This is a genomic window from Pseudomonas sp. GW821-FHT02B10 (assembly GCF_059421865.1).
On sequence record NZ_JBWKVU010000012.1, the window covers coordinates 87,929 to 106,931 of the forward strand.

General features: G+C 67.1%; 5 protein-coding genes. 3 read left to right on the plus strand and 2 right to left on the minus strand.

Annotated features, from left to right (window positions below; translation table 11 throughout):
- Positions 1-11: 11 nt before the first annotated feature.
- Positions 12-1,205: an MFS transporter gene (locus AC07VU_RS23395; protein ID WP_274304166.1), complete on the plus strand. Its 1,194-nt coding sequence runs from the start codon at positions 12-14 to the stop codon at positions 1,203-1,205.
- Between the two features lie 3 nt (positions 1,206-1,208).
- Here AC07VU_RS23395 and AC07VU_RS23400 read toward each other — a convergent pair whose 3' ends face one another.
- Positions 1,209-2,345: a cupin-like domain-containing protein gene (locus AC07VU_RS23400; RefSeq protein ID WP_495030565.1), complete on the minus strand. Its 1,137-nt coding sequence runs from the start codon at positions 2,343-2,345 to the stop codon at positions 1,209-1,211.
- Positions 2,346-2,540: 195 nt separating this feature from the next.
- On the opposite strand from AC07VU_RS23400, the gene AC07VU_RS23405 reads away from it, so the two are divergent.
- Positions 2,541-3,281: a thioesterase II family protein gene (locus tag AC07VU_RS23405; RefSeq protein ID WP_053262023.1), complete on the plus strand. Its 741-nt coding sequence runs from the start codon at positions 2,541-2,543 to the stop codon at positions 3,279-3,281.
- A 345-nt stretch (positions 3,282-3,626) separates the two neighbouring features.
- Here the strand turns inward: AC07VU_RS23405 and AC07VU_RS23410 are convergent, their stop codons facing one another.
- Positions 3,627-4,610, minus strand: a complete 984-nt coding sequence (locus tag AC07VU_RS23410) for a siderophore-interacting protein (RefSeq protein ID WP_495030566.1) — start codon at positions 4,608-4,610, stop codon at positions 3,627-3,629.
- Between the two features lie 177 nt (positions 4,611-4,787).
- Between AC07VU_RS23410 and AC07VU_RS23415 the strand changes: the two genes are divergently transcribed.
- A complete protein-coding gene (locus AC07VU_RS23415) occupies positions 4,788-19,001 on the plus strand; it encodes a non-ribosomal peptide synthase/polyketide synthase (protein WP_495030567.1) in 14,214 nt (4,737 codons plus the stop codon).
- Positions 19,002-19,003 lie beyond the last annotated feature (2 nt).

Genomic DNA, 19,003 nt, shown 5'->3' on the forward strand with positions numbered 1-19,003 from the left:
GAGACCTCGCAATGGCAAACCCTTACCGCGAACTGTTCAAGGCCCCCGGCAGTCGCGCTTTCGTGGTGGCGGGGATGATTGCGCGGATGCCGATGTCGATGACCGGCATCGGCCTGATCACCATGTTGGCCCAGCTCAAGGGCGGCTACGCGCTGGCCGGTGCGGTGGCGGCGACCTTCGCCCTGGCCACGGCCTTCTGCGCGCCCCAGGTGTCGCGCATGGTCGACCGCTTCGGCCAGGGCCGGGTGCTGCCGATTGCCGCCGGTGTGGGCGGCGGGGCACTGCTGGCGTTGCTGCTGTGCACCCGGTTGCAGGCGCCGCACTGGACGCTGTTCCTGTTCGCCGCCCTGGCCGGCTGCATGCCGAGCATACCGGCCATGGTCCGCGCCCGCTGGACCGAGCTGTACCGCGGCCAGCCACAGTTGCAGACCGCCTATGCCCTGGAATCGGTGCTCGATGAGGTGTGCTTTATCGTCGGTCCGCCGTTGTCGGTGGGGCTGTGCGTGGCGGCCTTCCCCGAGGCCGGGCCGCTGGCGGCGCTGCTGATGCTGGCGATCGGCGTCACCGCGCTGGTGGCGCAACGGGCGACCGAGCCGCCGGTGCATCCCCATGAGGCCCGGCACGACGTATCGATCATCCGCTCGCTGGAGTTGCAGCTGCTGGTGCTGCTGATGATCGCCATGGGCATGATCGTCGGCGTGGTGGATGTGGTCAGCGTGGCGTTCGCCCAGCAGCAGGGGCAGCCCGCGGCGGCGAGCATCGTGCTGTCGGTGTACGCCATCGGTTCCTGCCTGGCGGGCATCGCCTTCGGCGCGCTGAAACTGAATATCCCGCTGCCGCGGCTGTTCATGTACGGCGGTATCGCCACCGCCGTGACCACCCTGCCATTGCTGCTGGCGAGCAATATCTTCGGCCTGTCCCTGGCGGTATTCGTCTCCGGCCTGTTCTTCGCCCCGACCCTGATCGTCGCCATGGCCCTGGTGGAAAACATCGTGCCGCCGGCCAAGCTCACCGAAGGCCTGACCTGGCTGGTCACCGGGGTCAGCATCGGCGTGGCCATCGGCGCCGCCAGTTCCGGCTGGCTGGTGGATGCCTTTGGCGCGCGCAGCGGCTTCTGGGTGGCGCTGGCGGCGGGGGTGGTGGTACTGGGAGCGGCGGTGCAGAGCTGTCGTCGGCTGACCCGCAGCCAGCCGGCGGTCGCCTGAGCCTTACCAGCCGCGCCCGGAGTTGACCCAGAAATTCACCGACAGCGAGGTGGACACCGACTGCACCTGATGGAACCAGCCTTCGGGCAGGAACAGCAGGTCGCCGGCTTCCAGGATGACCCGCAGGAAGGTCACGTTCCGCGAGGCCGGAAAACGCTCGTAGTCCGGCGCGTCCGGGTTGACCTCGCAACCGTCGAGCCCGCCCTGGGGCGCGGTCGACCAGGTGCCCAGCGCCTCACGGTGGTGGGGCGCGGCGAGGATGAAGGACTTCTGGCCCCAGACCTGGGCGAACAGGTTGTCGGTGTCGTCGCGGTGCAGCGGGGTCAGGGTGCCCTTGGGTCCGATCCAGATCCGTGGCGGGATGAACAGCGAGCGGTCGAAGTAGGGCGGGTACTGGATCTGCTCCAGCAACTGCGCCGGCAGGATGTTGTTGCCCATGTAGGCGGGCGGTTCGCCGTCGGCGTTTTTCGGCGCCGGGTTGTCCAGCGAGGCGATGAACCCGGCCATGGAGGTGGAGCGAAAGTCGCGCTCGGTGGAAAAGGTCTTCTTCACGTAGTCGCCGTGGCGGGTGATGCCTTGCAATTCGGCGAAATGCACCAGCGATTCTTCGCGGCTGAGCTGGAACAGCGGCCAGTCCTGCAGGGCATCGCTGATCACCACGGGAATGCCCTGGGGCAGGTAACGTGTCCTGAACTCCTCCACCGAGAGCCCGCTGCGCGGACGCCGTTCCACCGTGCGCTGGGTCGGCAGGCCGGCCGAGACTGTCTCGCTGTAGCGCGGCGGGGTGGGGTAGCGGGTGTTCATCTCGACTTTCTTTTCCAGCGCGCCACCGCCATGCCGGGCATGGTCGATGATCTGCGGCAGCAGCGTGGCCAGGCCCATGTTGCCGCCGATCTTCAGGCGGCCGCTGGCGAACAGCTCCTCGACGTTGGCGCTGCCGCCCATGATCCCGAGAAAGTCGGCCTGGGCGACCTCGATGGTGACGTCGGGCGCCGGGTGCCGGCCGGCTTCGGTGCGGCTGTGCGCCTTGACCTCTGACCAGAATGCCAGCTGTGGGCCGAACACGAATTGAAAGGTGCCTTCGATTCCCACGGCACCGGCATTGGCGAACAGCTTTGACAGAATGGTCTGCAAGTCCACGGCGATCTCTCTTGTTGGTTGGTTTGATCTGCAGCAGGGAACGAAGGCTGTATCGGGAAATTTATGGGGACGACTGACTCAATGACGACCGGTCAAGCGAAGGGGAGCTACTGTAGGAGCAGCCGGCTGGTGCACTAATTTGCCGGCCAGGTGGCACGTCCAGTCTTTACCATCATTTTTTTCAAGGGGAACACCGTGACCCAGCTGACGTTGCTGTGCCTGCCGTATTCCGGAGCCAGCGCCATGGTCTACAGCCGCTGGCGGCGCAAGCTGCCCGAATGGCTGAAATTGCAGCCGGTGGAACTGCCGGGGCGGGGCGCCCGTTATGCCGAGCCGCTGGCCACCGACATGCGCGAGCTGGCGCGGCAACTGGCGGTGGAAGTTCGCGCGGGCCTGCGTGCGCCCTATGCCTTGTTCGGCCATAGCCTGGGGGCGCTGCTGGCCTGCGAGCTGGCCCACGCCCTGCGGGCCCTGGGTTGTCCGGAACCGGTGGCGCTGTTCGCTTCGGGAACCGCGGCGCCGACCCTGCGCACCGACTACGACCGGGGTTTTGCCGACCCCAAGACGGACGAACAACTGATCGAACAGTTGCGCACCCTCAATGGCACCAGCGAAGAGGTATTGGCCAACCAGGAATTGATGAGCCTGACCCTGCCGATCCTGCGCGCCGACTTTCTTTTGTGTGGCCGTTTTCGCCCGCTGCAGCGACCGTTGCTGAACTGCCCGGTGCATGTCCTGGGAGGCAAGGCCGACCGGGCCACCACCGAACAGTTGATTGGCTGGAGGAAGGAGACCCAGGGCAGCTTCTCCGTGGACATGCTGGCGGGCGGGCACTTCTTCATCCACGAACACGAGGCCAGGGTCCTGAGCCTGATCAAGGGCCACCTTGAGGTGCATCGTCGGCGTCACCTGCAAGCCGAAACCGCGGTTTCCTGAGCCAGGCAATGTAGCCGCTGCCGCAGGCTGCGATCGGCCGGTACGGCCGCGGCGCTCTCGGTGGCCCCATCGCAAGATCGTCAAGCAAGGCCCTGCGGGCCTTATCGCAGCCTCGCGGGCTCGGCAGCGGCTACAGGAGTGGGTGTAGCCGCTGCCGCAAGCTGCGATCGGCCGGCACGGCCGCGGCGCTCTCGGTGGCCCCATCGCAAGATCGTCAAGCAAGGCCCAGCAGGCCTTATCGCAGCCTCGCGGGCTCGGCAGCGGCTACAGGAGTGGGCGTAGCTGCTGCCGCAGGCTGCGATCGGCCGGCACGGCCGCGGCGTTCCCAAGGTCCAGGCAGATTTATCAGCCCAACGACGTGCCCAGGCGCCAGTAGCCCATCAGCGCCAGGTTGCGGCGTTCCAGGCCACGCTCGTTGATCAGGTGCCGGCGGATCTTCATGACCGTGCCCGACTCGCCGGCGATCCAGGCATAAAAGCCGTTGTCCGCAGGTTTCGCCGAATCCCAGGGGCGCAGGTCGTCGGCGTTCTCCTGGGGCTTCAGGGGGCGTGGGTGCTTGCCCGGCGCGGGCAGCTCGGCCAGTTCCCGGGCGGCATGCATCAACGCCTCGCCATGGCTGGCGCCCAGCACATCGCGGGGCAGCCAGCTCAGGCGGGTCTGGTGGTTGTGGCGCAGCGCCAGGCAATCGCTTTCGTGGGGCACTTCGATGAACGCCTGGACATCGGGCGGCGTCGGGTACTCCATCAGGTCTTCGAGAATCCCGGCGATGGCCGGCAGCGCGGTTTCGTCGCCGATCAGCAGGACCTTGCGGATCCCTGCCGGCGGTTGCCATTCGTAGCCGCCGGGGTCGCCGCTGAAGGCTTTGTCGGGCACGGCCATTTGCAGGCGGTCGCCGACCTTGGCCTGAGTCGCCCAGCGCGACGCCGGGCCGGTGACTCCGTGCAGCACGAAATCCACGTCCAGCTCCGCGGGCTCGGCGCGCAGGGCGCGGATGGTGTAGGTGCGCATCGGCGGTTGTTGCGCCGCCGGCAGCTTGCGCCGGGCCGCGTGCCAGTCACCGATGCGCGGCAATTCGGGCGGCAGGCCGTCGGCAGCGGGAAACAGCAGCTTGATGCGCTGGTCCGGCGCCAGGGTGCGGGTGTGGGCGACGTCCTCGCCGGTGAACACGAAGCGCGCCATGCAGGGGCTGAGGCTGATCCGTTGCTTGAGTTGGACATCGATCAGGCGGTAGGCGCGCGGCTGCTGGTTGCCTGCGCCGACCAGTTTGCGCAAGCCGTTTGCCAGCGAGCTGTTTGACAGGAAGTTGGCCAGTGAGGTTGCAGAGGACATGATCGCGACCTTGTGTGGAAAGTGATGGTCCTCTTTTGACGAGTCGCCATCCGTGGAATTTAACGGCGGGCCGCGGTCTGGCGCGCTGGGGCGGGGGTTAATTTTTCCTCCTGCCCATCCGTTCCGTAGGGATAGCCGAGCCAATGCTCGATACCCAACATGTACGGATGAAGCCAGATGAATGCTGAAAAGTCCCTGAAACTCGCCAGTCGATTTATCGAGCTGCCGCTGGAAAAGCGGCGGGTGTTCCTCGATGGTCTGCGGGCGGAAAACATCGACTTTTCGTTGTTTCCGATTCCCGCCGGGATCGCCGCCGAGGATCGCCAGGCGCTGTCCTATGCCCAGCGCCGCATGTGGTTCCTCTGGCAGATGGACCCCCACAGCGGCGCCTATAACCTGCCGGGCGCGGTGCGCCTGCGTGGCGTCCTGAACCTGCCGGCCCTGGAGCAGGCGTTCGCCAGCCTGGTGGCGCGCCACGAAACCCTGCGCACGGCGTTCAAGCGCCATGCCGACGAGCGCCTGGAGCAAGTGGCGGTCGAGACCCTGGTGCCCGTGGAGTCGGTGGACCTCAGCGCCCTGGCGCCCGACGCGCGTGAGCAGGCGGTCGCGGAGCAGGCGCAGCGCCAATCGCTGCAACCGTTCGATCTGGGCAGCGGGCCGCTGCTGCGGGTCAAGCTGCTGAAGCTGGCGGACGAGGAACATGTGCTGCTGTTGACCTTGCACCACATCGTTTCCGACGGCTGGTCGATGAATGTGCTGATCGACGAATTCATCCGTTTCTATGACGCCCATGAGCGGCAGCAAGCGCCGCAACTGCCGGCCTTGCCGATCCAGTACAGCGACTACGCCCTGTGGCAGCGCCGTTGGCTGGAAGCCGGGGAGCAGGCGCGGCAACTGGAGTACTGGCAGGCACAATTGGGTGACGAGCACCCGGTGCTGGAGTTGCCCACCGACCATCCGCGCCCGGCGATGCCCAGCTATCGCGGCACCCGCTATGACTTCGTCATCGAGCCGGCCCTGGCCGAGCAACTGCGCGCCACCGCCAGGCAGCACAACGTGACCCTGTTCATGCTGCTGCTCGGGGCCTTCAACGTACTGCTGCATCGCTACACCGGGCAGGACGACATCCGCGTCGGCGTGCCGATCGCCAACCGCAACCGCGCGGAAGTCGAAGGGCTGATCGGTTTCTTCGTCAACACCCAGGTGCTGCGTACCCGGCTGGACGGGCAGGCGCCGGTCAGCCAGTTGCTGCAACAGGTCAAGGAAGCGGCCCTCGGCGCCCAGGCCCATCAGGACCTGCCGTTCGAGCAACTGGTGGAAGCGCTCAAGCTGGAGCGCAGCCTGAGCCATACCCCGCTGTTCCAGGTGATGTACAACCACCAGCCGCAGGTCGCCGACATCAGCGCGGTCAGCACCGCCTCGGGCCTGGAGCTGAGCCTGGTGGAGTGGCAAAGCCGCACCACCCAGTTCGACCTCACCCTGGACACCTTCGAAAAGTCCGGCAAGCTGCAGGCCGCGCTGACCTACGCCAACGACCTGTTCGACGCCGCCACCATCGAGCGCATGGCGCAGCACTGGACCCGCCTGTTGCAGGCGATGGTCGCCGATACTGCGCAGCGGGTCGGCGAGCTGCCGATGCTGGCCGCCGCCGAACGGCAGCAACTGCTGCTGGAGTGGAACCAGACCGAGGCCCGCTATCCGGTCGAGCGCTGCCTGCACCAGTTGATCGAAGAGCAGGTGCAGCGCACGCCGCACGCGCCGGCCCTGGTGTTCGCCGAGCGCGAACTGAGCTACGCCCAGCTCGACGCCCGCGCCAACCAGCTGGCGCACCTGCTGCGCGAGCAGGGTGTGGGCCCGGACGTGCTGGTGGGTATCTGTGTCGAGCGCTCGATCGAAATGGTGGTCGGCCTGCTGGCGATCCTCAAGGCCGGCGGCGCCTATGTGCCGCTGGACCCGGAATACCCGCTGGACCGCCTGGCCTACATGATCGAAGACAGCGGCATCGCCCTGTTGCTCACGCAAAGCGCGTTGCTGCCGGTGCTGCCGACCGAGGCGGTCAAGGTCATGATCCTCGATCAGGGCCAGGACCAGGAGCGGGACTGGCTGGACGGCTACAGCGAAGCCCCGTTGATCCCGGCCGCCGGGCCGCTGAACCTGGCCTACGTGATCTACACCTCGGGTTCCACCGGCAAGCCCAAGGGCGCCGGCAACAGCCACGCCGCGCTGGTCAACCGCCTGTGCTGGATGCAGGACGCCTATGGGCTGGATGGCAGCGACGCGGTGCTGCAAAAGACCCCGTTCAGCTTCGACGTGTCGGTCTGGGAATTCTTCTGGCCGCTGCTGACCGGTGCGCGCCTGGTGGTGGCCGCGCCGGGCGCCCATCGCGAGCCGGCGCTGTTGATCGAGACTATCGTCAAGCACGGCATCAGCACCCTGCATTTTGTGCCGTCGATGCTCCAGGCGTTCATCCACGAGCCGGGCGTACAGGCCTGCGCCAGCCTCAAGCGCATTGTCTGCAGCGGCGAAGCCTTGCCCCTGGATGCCCAGCAGCAGGTGTTCGCCAAGCTGCCGGACGCCGCGCTGTACAACCTCTATGGGCCGACGGAAGCGGCCATCGACGTGACCCACTGGACCTGTGTCGACGAGGGCGCTTCTAGCGTGCCGATCGGCCGTCCGATCGCCAACCTGCGCACCTATGTGCTGGACGCCGAGCTGTCGCCGGTGCCGGCCGGTGTCGCCGGCGAGCTGTACCTCGGTGGCGCCGGCCTGGCCCGCAGTTACCATCGCCGTCCGGGGCTGACGGCCGAGCGTTTCGTCACCAGCCCGTTCGAGGCCGGCACGCGCCTGTATCGCACCGGCGACCGGGTGCGCCAGCGCGCCGACGGGGTGATCGAATACCTCGGCCGCCTCGATCACCAGGTCAAGTTGCGCGGGCTGCGCATCGAACTGGGCGAAATCGAGACCCGCCTGATGCAGCACCCGCTGGTGCGCGAAGCCGTGGTGCTGGTGCAGGGCGGCAAGCAGCTGGTGGGTTATCTGGTACTGGAAGACGCCGAGCCGGCCGCCACCTGGCAGCAGGAGCTCAAGGCCTGGCTGCTGGGCAGCCTGCCGGAATACATGGTGCCGGCTTACCTGATGCCCTTGGCGAAACTGCCGGTCACCGCCAACGGCAAGCTCGATCGCAAGGCGTTGCCGCTGCCCGAAGCCACAGCGCAGCAGGCCTTCATCGCTCCCGAGGACACCACGCAGAAAGCCCTGGCGGCGATCTGGTGCGACGTCCTGGGCCTGGAACAGGTCGGCCTGGAAGACAATTTCTTCGAACTGGGCGGCGATTCGATCATCTCGATCCAGGTGGTCAGCCGCGCCCGCCAGGCCGGCATCCGCCTCAGCCCGCGGGACCTGTTCCAGTACCAGACGGTGCGCAGCCTGGCGCTGGCGGCGGTGTTCGAGAGCCCGAGCGTGATCGACCAGGGCCCGGTCAGCGGCGAGGCGATCCTGACCCCGGCCCAGGCGTATTTCTTCGAGCAGGCGATTGCCGAACGTGGCCACTGGAACCAGTCGCTGCTCCTGACCCCGCGCCAGAAGCTGCAAGCGCAGTGGCTGGAAGGCGCGCTGACGGCAGTGCTCAATCATCACGACGCCCTGCGCCTGCGTTTTGTCCAGGGCGCCGACGGCTGGCAGCAAAGCCACGCCGCACCGCTCGCCGAGAGTGGCCTGTGGCAGTGCCAGGCTGAAAACACCGAAGCCCTGGCTGTGCTCTGCGACGAGGCCCAGCGCAGCCTGAACCTGCAGCAGGGGCCGCTGTTGCGGGCCGCGCTGGTGGATCTGGCCGATGGCAGCCAGCGCCTGTTGCTGGTCATCCACCACCTGGTGGTGGACGGCGTGTCCTGGCGCATCGTGCTCGAGGACCTGCAGCGCGCCTACGGCCAGCTGGCGGCGGGTAACGCAGTGGCCTTGCCGGCCAAGACCAGCGCCTACCAGGCCTGGGCCGAACAACTGCAAAGCCATGTCCGGCAAATGGAGGCGCAACTGCCTTACTGGCAGGCGCAGCAACAGGCCGGGCTCGACCTGCCGTGCGATAACCCGCAAGGCGGCCTGCACAATCGCCTGGAGCGCAAGATCGAATCGCGGCTGGACAGCGAGCTGACCCGGCAACTGCTGCAAAGCGCGCCGGCGGCCTATCGCACCCAGGTCAACGACCTGCTGCTGACCGCGCTGGCCCGGGTGCTCTGCCGCTGGAGCGGGCAGGACGCGGCACTGATCCAGCTCGAAGGCCATGGCCGTGAAAACCTTGCTCGCGAAGAGCTGTCCGCTGATCTCGACCTGAGCCGCACCGTCGGCTGGTTCACCAGCCTGTTCCCGGTCCGCCTGCAACCCCAGGACGAACTGGCGAGCGCGATCAAGGCGATCAAGGAACAACTGCGCGCCGTGCCGGGCAAAGGCCTGGGCTATGGCCTGCTGCGTTACCTGGGCGAGCCGGGCAGCCGCGAGCTGCTGCAGGCGTTGCCGGCGCCGCGCATCACCTTCAACTACCTGGGGCAGTTCGACCGTCAGTTCGACGACACGGCGCTGCTGGTCCCTGCCGTGGAAAGCAGCGGCCGCGCCCAGGACCCGGATGCGCCGCTGGCCAACTGGCTGACCCTGGAAGGGCAGGTCTACGGTGGCGAGCTGGCGCTGCAATGGGGTTTCAGCCACGAGATGTTCGAGGACGCCACCGTGCAGCGCCTGGCCGACGCCTATGTCCTGGAGCTCAAGGCGCTGATCGCCCATTGCTGCACGGTCCCGGCCGGCCAGGCCACGCCGTCGGACTTCCCGCTGGCGACCATCGGCCAGGCTCAGCTGGATGCGCTGGCTCCGGACAGCAGCGCCATCGAAGATATCTATCCGCTGTCGCCGATGCAGCAGGGCATGCTGTTCCACACCCTGTACGAGCCCCAGGCCGAGGCCTATATCAATCAGATGCGCCTGGATATCCGCGGCCTGGATATCCAGGCCTTCGCTCGCGCCTGGCAAGCCGCGCTGAACCGCCACGCGATCCTGCGCAGCAGCTTCCACTGGCTGGGGCTTTCGGTCGCGCACCAGGTGGTGCACCGTCAGGTCGAGCTGCCATGGCAGGTCATCGAGGACGCCGCCGCGGACCTCGAAATCCTGGCGAGCGCCGAGCGCAAGCGTGGTTTCGAACTGAGCGGCGCGCCGCTGCTGCGTCTGCAACTGGTCCGCCGCGGCGACGATGCCTGGCACCTGATCTACACCAGCCACCACATCCTGATGGACGGCTGGAGCAACGCGCAGCTGCTCGCCGAAGTGATCCAGGACTATGCCGGACAGGCCCCGGGCCAGCCCTTGAGTCAATACAGCGACTACCTGGGCTGGTTGCAGCAGCAGTCGAGCGCTGCTGGCGAACAGTTCTGGAAGGCCGCGCTGGCCCCGCTGCAAGCCCCGACATTGCTGGCCGAGGCCTTGCGCCCGCCGGTCGACGGCAGCGGCAGCGCCGAGTACCGAGTGGCTCTGGACGCAGCCGCGACCCAGCGGCTGGAGGACTTCGCCCGGCGGCACAAGGTCACCCTCAACACCCTGCTGCAAGCGGCCTGGGGCCTGCTGCTGCAACGCTATACCGGGCAGGATTGCGTGGTCTTCGGCGCCACGGTGGCCGGGCGTTCGGCGGCCTTGCCGGGTATCGAGCAGCAACTGGGGCTGTTCATCAATACCCTGCCGCTGGTCTGCGCGGCGCCGCCGGACCAGCCGCTGAACCAGTGGCTGGCCGCGCTGCAGAACCTCAACCTGAGCATGCGCGAGTACGAACATATACCGCTCTACGACATCCAGGGCTGGGCGGGGCAGCAGGGCACGGCACTGTTCGACAGCCTGCTGGTGTTCGAGAACTTCCCGGTGGCCGAGGCCCTCAAGGGCGGCGCGCCGGCCGGACTGGCGTTCGGTGAGCTGCACAACCACGAGCGCACCCACTATCCGCTGACCCTGGGCATCGAGCTCGGCGCCGGGCTGAGCCTGGAGTTCAGCTATGACCTGGCGCGCTTCAGCGCCGCCCAGGTCGCGCAATTGAGCGCCGACCTCCAGCACCTGCTGGCGCAGATGGTCGCCTTGCCGCAGGCGCCGCTGGGCGAACTGCGCCTGCTGGATGGCGCCGGGCAGGCCGCGGTCCTCGCCGTGAGCCAGCCCCAGGCGCTGCACCTGCACAGCGAACAGCTGGTGCACCAGCGTTTTGCCGCGCAGGCCGCCGCCACCCCGGACGCGCTGGCGCTGCAAGCCGGCGACCAACGCTTGAGTTATGGCCAGTTGAATGCCCTGGCCAACCGCCTGGCGCACCGCCTGCTGGAGCAGGGCGTGGCGCCCGGCCAGCGGGTCGGCCTGGCCATGGGCCGAGGCCCGCAGTTGATCGTCAGCCTGCTGGCGGTGCTCAAGAGCGGCGCGGCCTATGTGCCGCTCGACCCGAAATACCCGGCCGAACGCCTGGCCTACATGATCGAGGACAGCCGCCTGGACCTGCTGCTGTGCGCAGCCGGGCTGCTGGAAGATCTGGTACTGCCGGCATCGTTGCCGCGACTGGGCTTGGCAGCGTTGCGCCTGGACGATCTGCACACTGAGCTGGCGGCGTATGCCGACAGCGATCCGCAGAACCGCGCCGCCGCCAGCGACCTGGCGTATGTGATCTACACCTCCGGTTCCACCGGCCTGCCCAAGGGCGTGGCCATCGATCACGGCGCGCTGCGCGAGTTCTGCCAGACCGCCGCCGAGTATTCGCGGCTGACGGCCGAGGACCGGGTGCTGCAGTTCGCCACCGTGAGCTTCGACGGTTTTGTCGAGCAGTGCTATCCGCCGCTCTGCGTCGGCGCGGCCCTGGTCATGCGTGGCGACGAGCCTTGGGATGTCGGGCAACTGGCGGACGAGATGGTCCGCCATGGCGTGACCCTGGCCGACTTGCCGGCGGCTTACTGGTACCTGCTGGCCCGCGAGTGCGCGATCGACGCCAAGCGTTCCCTGGGCCGCCTGCGCCAGGTGCATGTGGGCGGCGAAGCCATGTCCGTCGAAGGCCTGCGCCTGTGGCACGAGGCTGGCCTGGGGCATGTGCGCCTGCTCAATACCTACGGCCCGACCGAGGCCACGGTGGTCTCCAGCGTGCATGAGTGTCGCCTGGAAGACGCCAGCGATGCCTTTGGCGTGCCGATCGGCCGGGCCATTGGCGGACGCACGCTCTATGTCCTCGACAGCGCCGGCCAGCTGTTGCCGGCCGGTGGTGTCGGTGAGCTGTGCATTGGCGCGTCGTCCGGCCTGGCGCAGCGTTATTTCGATCGCCCCGGCTTGACCGCCGAGCGTTTCCTGCCCGACCCCTTCGCCGCCGAACCGGGGGCGCGGCTCTATCGCAGCGGCGACCTGGCCCGATACAACGGCGCGGACCTGGAGTACGTCGGCCGTATCGACCATCAGGTGAAGATTCGCGGTTTCCGCATCGAAACGGGCGAGATCGAAGCCTGTCTGCAAGCCCTGGAACAGGTGCGCGAGGCGGCGGTGATCGCCCAGGACAGCCCGGCGGGCGCGCAACTGGTGGCGTATGTGGTGGCCAGCGATCCGGCCCTGGCGACCCCGCCATCGCAGGACGCTTATCGCGCGCAACTGTTGCAGGCGCTGGCCCGTTCGTTGCCGGACTACATGCTGCCGAGCCACCTGCTGTTGCTCGACCGCCTGCCGCTGAACAACAACGGCAAGCTGGACCGCAAGGCTCTGCCCAAACCCGACCTGACTCAGGGCGGAGAGGCTTATCAAGCGCCGCAAACCCGCTTGCAGCGCCAGCTCGCGGCGATCTGGGAAGACGTCTTGCAAAGCGCGCCTGTCGGCCTGGGCGAGCACTTCTTCGCGCGCGGCGGGCACTCGCTGATGGCCACCCAGGTCATCTCCCGGGTCCGTCATGAGCTGCACCTGGAAGTGCCGCTACGGACCTTGTTCGAGCAGCCGACCCTGGGCGCTTTCGCCGCCGCCTGCGCCGAGGTGCAAGGGGCCGGCACGCCGCCGATGCAGGTCCTGGAGCGTGGCCAGCCGCTGGCGTTGTCCTATGCCCAGGAACGCCAGTGGTTCCTCTGGCAGCTGGAGCCCGACAGCGCCGCCTACCATGTGCCCAGCGCCCTGCGCCTGAAGGGCAAGCTGGACCTGGACGCCTTGCAGCGCAGTTTCGATGTCCTGGTGGCGCGCCACGAAAGCCTGCGCACCCGTCTGTTGCAGGACGGCGAACGCACCGTGCAGGTGATCGACGCCGAAGGGGCCATCGCGATCCGCCGGATCGATGCCGACGAAGCCCGGCTGGAAAGCCTGGTGGACGAGGAAATCGCCCGGCCGTTCGACCTGGAACAGGGCCCGCTGTTGCGGGTCAGCCTGCTGCGCTTGAGCGCGCAGGAGCATGTGCTGGTGCTGGTCCAGCACCATATCGTCTCCGACGGCTGGTCGATGCAGATCATGGTCGATGAGCTGGTGCAGCTGTACGCCGCTTACCGTGAGGGCCAGGACCTGCAACTGCCGGCGCTGCCGATCCAGTACGCCGACTACGCCCAGTGGCAGCGCAACTGGATGGAAGCAGGGGAGAAGGCGCGCCAGCTGGATTACTGGCAAACCTTGCTGGGTGGCGAACAGCCGGTGCTGGAGTTGCCCCTGGATCGTCCACGCCCGGCGCTGCAGAGCCATCGTGGCGCGCGCCTGGATCTGGCGCTGGAGCAGGAATTGGTGCAGCAGCTCAAGGCCCTGGCCCAGCGCGAAGGCGTGACGATGTTCATGCTGTTGCTGGCCGCGTTCCAGACCCTGCTGTACCGCTACAGCGGCCAGGCGGATATTCGTATCGGCGTGCCGATCGCCAACCGCAACCGGGTGGAAACCGAACATCTGCTCGGCTTCTTCGTCAACACCCAGGTGCTCAAGGCCGATATCGACGCTCAGATGACCTTTGCCGGGCTGTTGCAGCAGGTCAAGCAGCGTGCGTTGCAAGCGCAGAGCCATCAGGACCTGCCGTTCGAGCAACTGGTGGAGGCACTGCAACCCGAGCGTAGCCTGAGCCACAACCCGCTGTTCCAGGTGATGTTCAACCATCAGAGCGACGCGCGTAACACCCGGCAACTGCCCGGCCTGCTGATGGAAGGCTTGCAGTGGAACAGCCACACCGCGCAGTTCGACCTCAACCTGGACACCGAGGAGACCGCCGAAGGTCTCTGGGCCTCCTTGACCTATGCCAGCGACCTGTTCGAAGCGGCCACCGTGGAACGCCTGATGCGGCACTGGCAGAACCTGCTGCAGGCCGTGACCACCCAGGCCTCGGCGCGCCTGGATGATTTGCCGCTGCTCAGCGAACCGCAGTGGCAGCAGATCGTGCATCACTGGAACGCCACGGCGACCGCTTATCCACAGGACCAGGGCGTGCATCAGTTGTTCGAGGCCCAGGCGTTGGCGCAACCGCAGGCCATTGCCCTGCACTGCAACGGCGAGGCGCTGACCTATGCCGAACTGAACCGCCGCGCCAACCGCCTGGCCCATCGCCTGATGGACGCCGGGGTCGGCCCGGATGTGCTGGTGGCGGTGGCGCTGGAACGCTCGGTGGAAATGGTCGTCGGCTTGCTGGCCACCCTCAAGGCCGGCGGCGCCTATGTGCCGCTCGACCCGCAATACCCGGCCGAGCGCCTGGCCTTCATGCTCGAAGACAGCCGCGCCCAGGTGCTGCTGACCCAGGAGCGTCTGCGCGAGCGCCTGCAACTGCCAAGCGGCCCGCGGGTGCTGCTGGTGGACGGACAGGGCGCCGACGCCGGGTTCAGCACCGAGAACCCGAATGCAGTGCAGTCGCCTGAGCATCTGGCGTATGTGATCTACACCTCGGGCTCCACCGGCAAGCCCAAGGGCGTGATGATCCGTCATCGGGCGCTGAGCAGCTTCACCAGCGGCATGGCCGCTACCCTGGAGATCGGCCGTGACGAGCGGATGCTGTCGCTGACCACCTTCTCCTTCGACATCTTCGCCCTGGAACTCTATGTACCGCTGAGCGTGGGCGCGACCGTGGTGCTGGGCGACCAGGCGCTGGCGCTGGACCCGCAAGCGATCCTCGACCTGCTGCAGGCCCGGGCGGCCAGCGTGGTGCAGGCCACGCCATCGACCTGGCGCATGCTGCTCGACAGCGAGCGGCATTCCCTGTTGCGCGGCGTCAAGTGCCTGTGCGGCGGCGAGGCGCTGCCGAACGACCTGGCCCAGCGCATGCTCGACCTGCAAGGCACGGTGTGGAACCTCTACGGCCCGACCGAAACCACCATCTGGTCGGCGGCCTATCGTCTGTGCGACGCCCAGCCCTTTGTCGGTCGACCGATTGCCAATACCTCGCTATTCATCCTCAATGCCGACCTGGCGCCGTGCCCGGTAGGTGCCGCCGGCGAGCTGCTGATCGGCGGTGTCGGCCTGGCCCGTGGTTACCACGGCCGGGCGGCGCTGACCGCCGAACGCTTCGTGCCCGATCCGTTCGGCGCGGCGGGTGAGCGTGTGTACCGCACCGGCGACCTGGCGCGTTATCGCGCCGACGGCGTGGTCGAGTACATCGGCCGGGTCGACCACCAGGTGAAGGTGCGCGGTTTCCGTATCGAGCTGGGTGAAATCGAAAGCTGCCTGCGGGACCAGGCCGAGGTCCGCGAAGCGGTGGTGCTGGCCGAGAACGATCGACTGGTCGCCTATCTGGTCATCCAGGACGTGACTCGGGACGCGACCACCGAGGCGGATCAGGCAGTGCTGCGCGAGCGCTTCAAGGCGGCCCTGCGCGAATCGCTGCCGGACTACATGGTGCCGGCCTACCTGCTGTTCCTCGAACGCATGCCGCTGACCCCCAACGGCAAGCTGGACCGCAAGGCCCTGCCGAAACCGGACGCCAGCCTGTTGCAGAAACGCCATGTGCCGGCGGTCAGCGAGAAAGAACAACAGGTCGCGGCGATCTGGGCGGATATCCTGGGGGCCGAACGCATCGGCCTGGAAGACCACTTCTTCGAGCTGGGCGGCCACTCCCTGCTGGCCACGCGGGTGGTCTCGCGGGTACGCCAGGTGCTGGGCATCGAGGTCGCGCTGAAGACCCTGTTCGAGCAACCCCTGCTGGGGGATTTCGTCAACGCGCTGGGTAACGTGGCCAGCGAGGTCCCGGCGATCCACAGGATCAGCCGCGACCTGCCGTTGCCGCTGTCCTATGCCCAGGAGCGCCAGTGGTTCCTCTGGCAGCTGGAGCCGCAGAGCGCCGCCTACCATATCCCCAGCGCCCTACGCCTGAAGGGCCGGCTGGACCCGGCCGCGTTGCAGCGCAGCTTCGACACCCTGGTGGCGCGTCATGAAAGCCTGCGCACCCATCTGCAGCAGGATGGCCAGCGCACGGTGCAAGTGATTCGCGCCGAGGCAACCCTCAACATCGCTCTGGCGACAACCGACGAGGCCAGCCTCAAGGCCCGGGTGATGGAAGAGATTGCCCGGCCGTTCGATTTGCAGCAGGGGCCGCTGTTACGGGTCAAGCTGCTGCGCCTGGCCGAGGACGAGCATGTGCTGGTGCTGGTGCAGCACCACATCGTCTCCGACGGTTGGTCGATGCAGGTCATGGTCGATGAGCTGGTGCAGCTGTATGCGGCCTACAGCCAGGGCCAGGACCTGCACTTGCCGGCGCTGCCGATCCAGTACGCGGACTACGCCGTATGGCAACGCCAGTGGATGGAAGCCGGCGAGAAACAGCGCCAGCTGGACTACTGGATGCAACAGCTGGGCGGCGAACAGCCGGTGCTGGAATTGCCGTTCGATCACCCGCGTCCGGCGGTGCAAAGCCACCGTGGCGCGCGCCTGGACCTGCGGCTGGATGCGCAGCTGCTGGCGGACCTCCAGACCCTGGCCCAGGGCGAGGGCGTGACCCTGTTCATGCTGTTGCTGGCTTCGTTCCAGGCCCTGCTGCATCGCTACAGCGGCCAGGAAGACATTCGCGTCGGCGTGCCGATCGCCAACCGCAACCGGGTCGAGACCGAGCAACTGATCGGCTTCTTCGTCAACACTCAGGTGCTCAAGGCCGATATCGACGGGCAGATGACGGTTGCCCAGCTGTTGCAACAGGTCAAGCAGCGCGCGCTGCAAGCCCAGGCCCACCAGGACCTGCCGTTCGAGCAACTGGTGGAGGCGCTGCAACCCGAGCGCAGCCTGAGCCTCAGCCCGCTGTTCCAGGTGATGTTCAACCACCGCGTGACCTCGGCCGACAGTCAATTGCAGTCCATGGCGCAACTGGATATCGACGTGGTGACCTGGGACGAAGGCGTGGCCCAGTTCGACCTGGCCCTGGATATCGAGGAGGCGCCGGCCGAGCTGCGGGCGTCCCTGAATTATGCCACCGACCTGTTCGAGGCCGCGACCATCGAGCGCATGGCCCGGCACTGGCAGAACCTGTTGCAAGGCATGGTCGCCGACCGGCAGCAGAGCCTTGCCCAGGTGGTGCTGCTCGACGATAGCGAACAGCAGCAGATCCTGACTCTGTGGGATCGCACGGGCTCCGGCTTCTCGGCCAAGCGTCTGGTGCATGAGCTGGTGGCCGATCAGGCCCGCAACAACCCGGATGCGGTGGCGGTGATCTTTGGCGAGCAGCAACTGACCTACGGCGAGCTGGAGCGCAGCGCCAACCGCCTGGCCCGGGCCCTGATCGCCCGTGGCGTCGGCCCGGAAGTGCGGGTGGCGATCGCCATGCCGCGCAGCGCGGAAATCATGGTGGCCTTCCTTGCGGTACTCAAAGCTGGCGGCGTGTATGTGCCGCTGGACGTGGAATACCCGCGCGATCGCCTGCTGTACATGATGCAGGACAGCCGCGCCAAGTTGCTGCTGACCCACACCGCGGTGCAGCAACAGTTGCCGATTCCGGACGGGCTGGACAGCCTGGCGGTGGACCGCACCCAGGATTGGGCGGGGGAGGACGACAGCGCGCCGAACGTGGCGCTGGACGGCGACAACCTGGCCTACGTGATCTACACCTCCGGCTCCACCGGCATGCCCAAAGGCGTGGCGGTGTCCCACGGGCCGCTGGTGGCGCACATCATCGCCACCGGCGAACGCTATGAAATGACCCCGGCCGATTGCGAATTGCACTTTATGTCCTTCGCCTTCGACGGCTCCCACGAAGGCTGGATGCACCCGCTGATCAACGGCGCCCGGGTGCTGATCCGCGACGACAGCCTGTGGCTGCCGGAACACACCTACGCGCAGATGCATTGTCACGGCGTGACTGTCGGCGTGTTCCCACCGGTGTACCTGCAACAGCTGGCCGAGCATGCCGAGCGCGATGGCAACCCACCGGCAGTGCGTGTTTATTGCTTCGGTGGTGACGCGGTGGCGCAATCCAGCTACGACCTGGCCTGGCGTGCGCTGCGGCCAACCTACCTGTTCAACGGCTACGGCCCGACCGAAACCGTGGTCACGCCGCTGCTGTGGAAAGCCCGCAAAGGCGATCCATGCGGCGCGGCCTATGCGCCGATTGGCGAGCTGTTGGGCAACCGCAGCGGTTATGTGCTGGATGCGCAACTGAACTTGCAACCGATCGGCGTGGCCGGTGAGTTGTACCTCGGCGGCGAAGGCGTGGCCCGCGGTTACCTGGAGCGTCCGGCACTGACCGCCGAACGCTTTGTCCCGGACCCGCTCGGTGCACCGGGCAGCCGCGTGTACCGCAGCGGCGACCTGACCCGCGGTCGTCCGGACGGCGTGGTGGATTACCTGGGTCGAGTCGACCATCAGGTGAAAATCCGCGGTTTCCGTATCGAGCTGGGCGAGATCGAAGCGCGTCTGCGCGAGCAGGACTCGGTGCGTGAAGCGGTGGTGGTGGCCCAGGCCGGGCCGAGCGGCAAGCAGTTGGTGGGTTACATCGTCACCCTGGACCCGACAGTGGCCACGGATGCTGCCGCCCAGGCGACGTGCCGCGAGAACCTGCGCCGGGCGTTGAAGGCTCGTCTGCCGGACTACATGGTGCCGACGCACCTGATGTTCCTCGAACAGATGCCGCTGACCCCCAACGGCAAGCTGGACCGCAAGGGCCTGCCACTGCCGGACGCCAGCCTGTTGCAACAGGAATACGTGGCGCCCGAAAACGAACTGGAACAACAGATCGCGGCCATCTGGGCCGAGGTCCTGGGTTTGCCGCGGGTCGGTTTGAACGACCACTTCTTCGAGCTGGGCGGTCATTCCCTGCTGGCGACCCAGATCACCTCGCGGGTGCATGCCGAGCTGGGGCTTGAAGTGCCGTTGGCCGCGCTGTTCCAGACCGAATCGTTGCAGGCCTATGCCAAGGCCGCCGGCGATTGCCGGTCGGGCAGTACTGCCGATTTTGATGATCTTAGAGATTTCTTGAGCGAACTTGAGGCGATTTGAAC

Excerpts from the sequence above, each read along its gene's own strand:
- AC07VU_RS23395 (WP_274304166.1), top strand. The coding sequence starts at position 12 with ATGGCAAACCCTTACCGCGAACTGTTCAAGGCCCCCGGCAGTCGCGCT.
- AC07VU_RS23410 (WP_495030566.1), bottom strand. The coding sequence starts at position 4,610 with ATGTCCTCTGCAACCTCACTGGCCAACTTCCTGTCAAACAGCTCGCTG.
- AC07VU_RS23415 (WP_495030567.1), top strand. The coding sequence starts at position 4,788 with ATGAATGCTGAAAAGTCCCTGAAACTCGCCAGTCGATTTATCGAGCTG.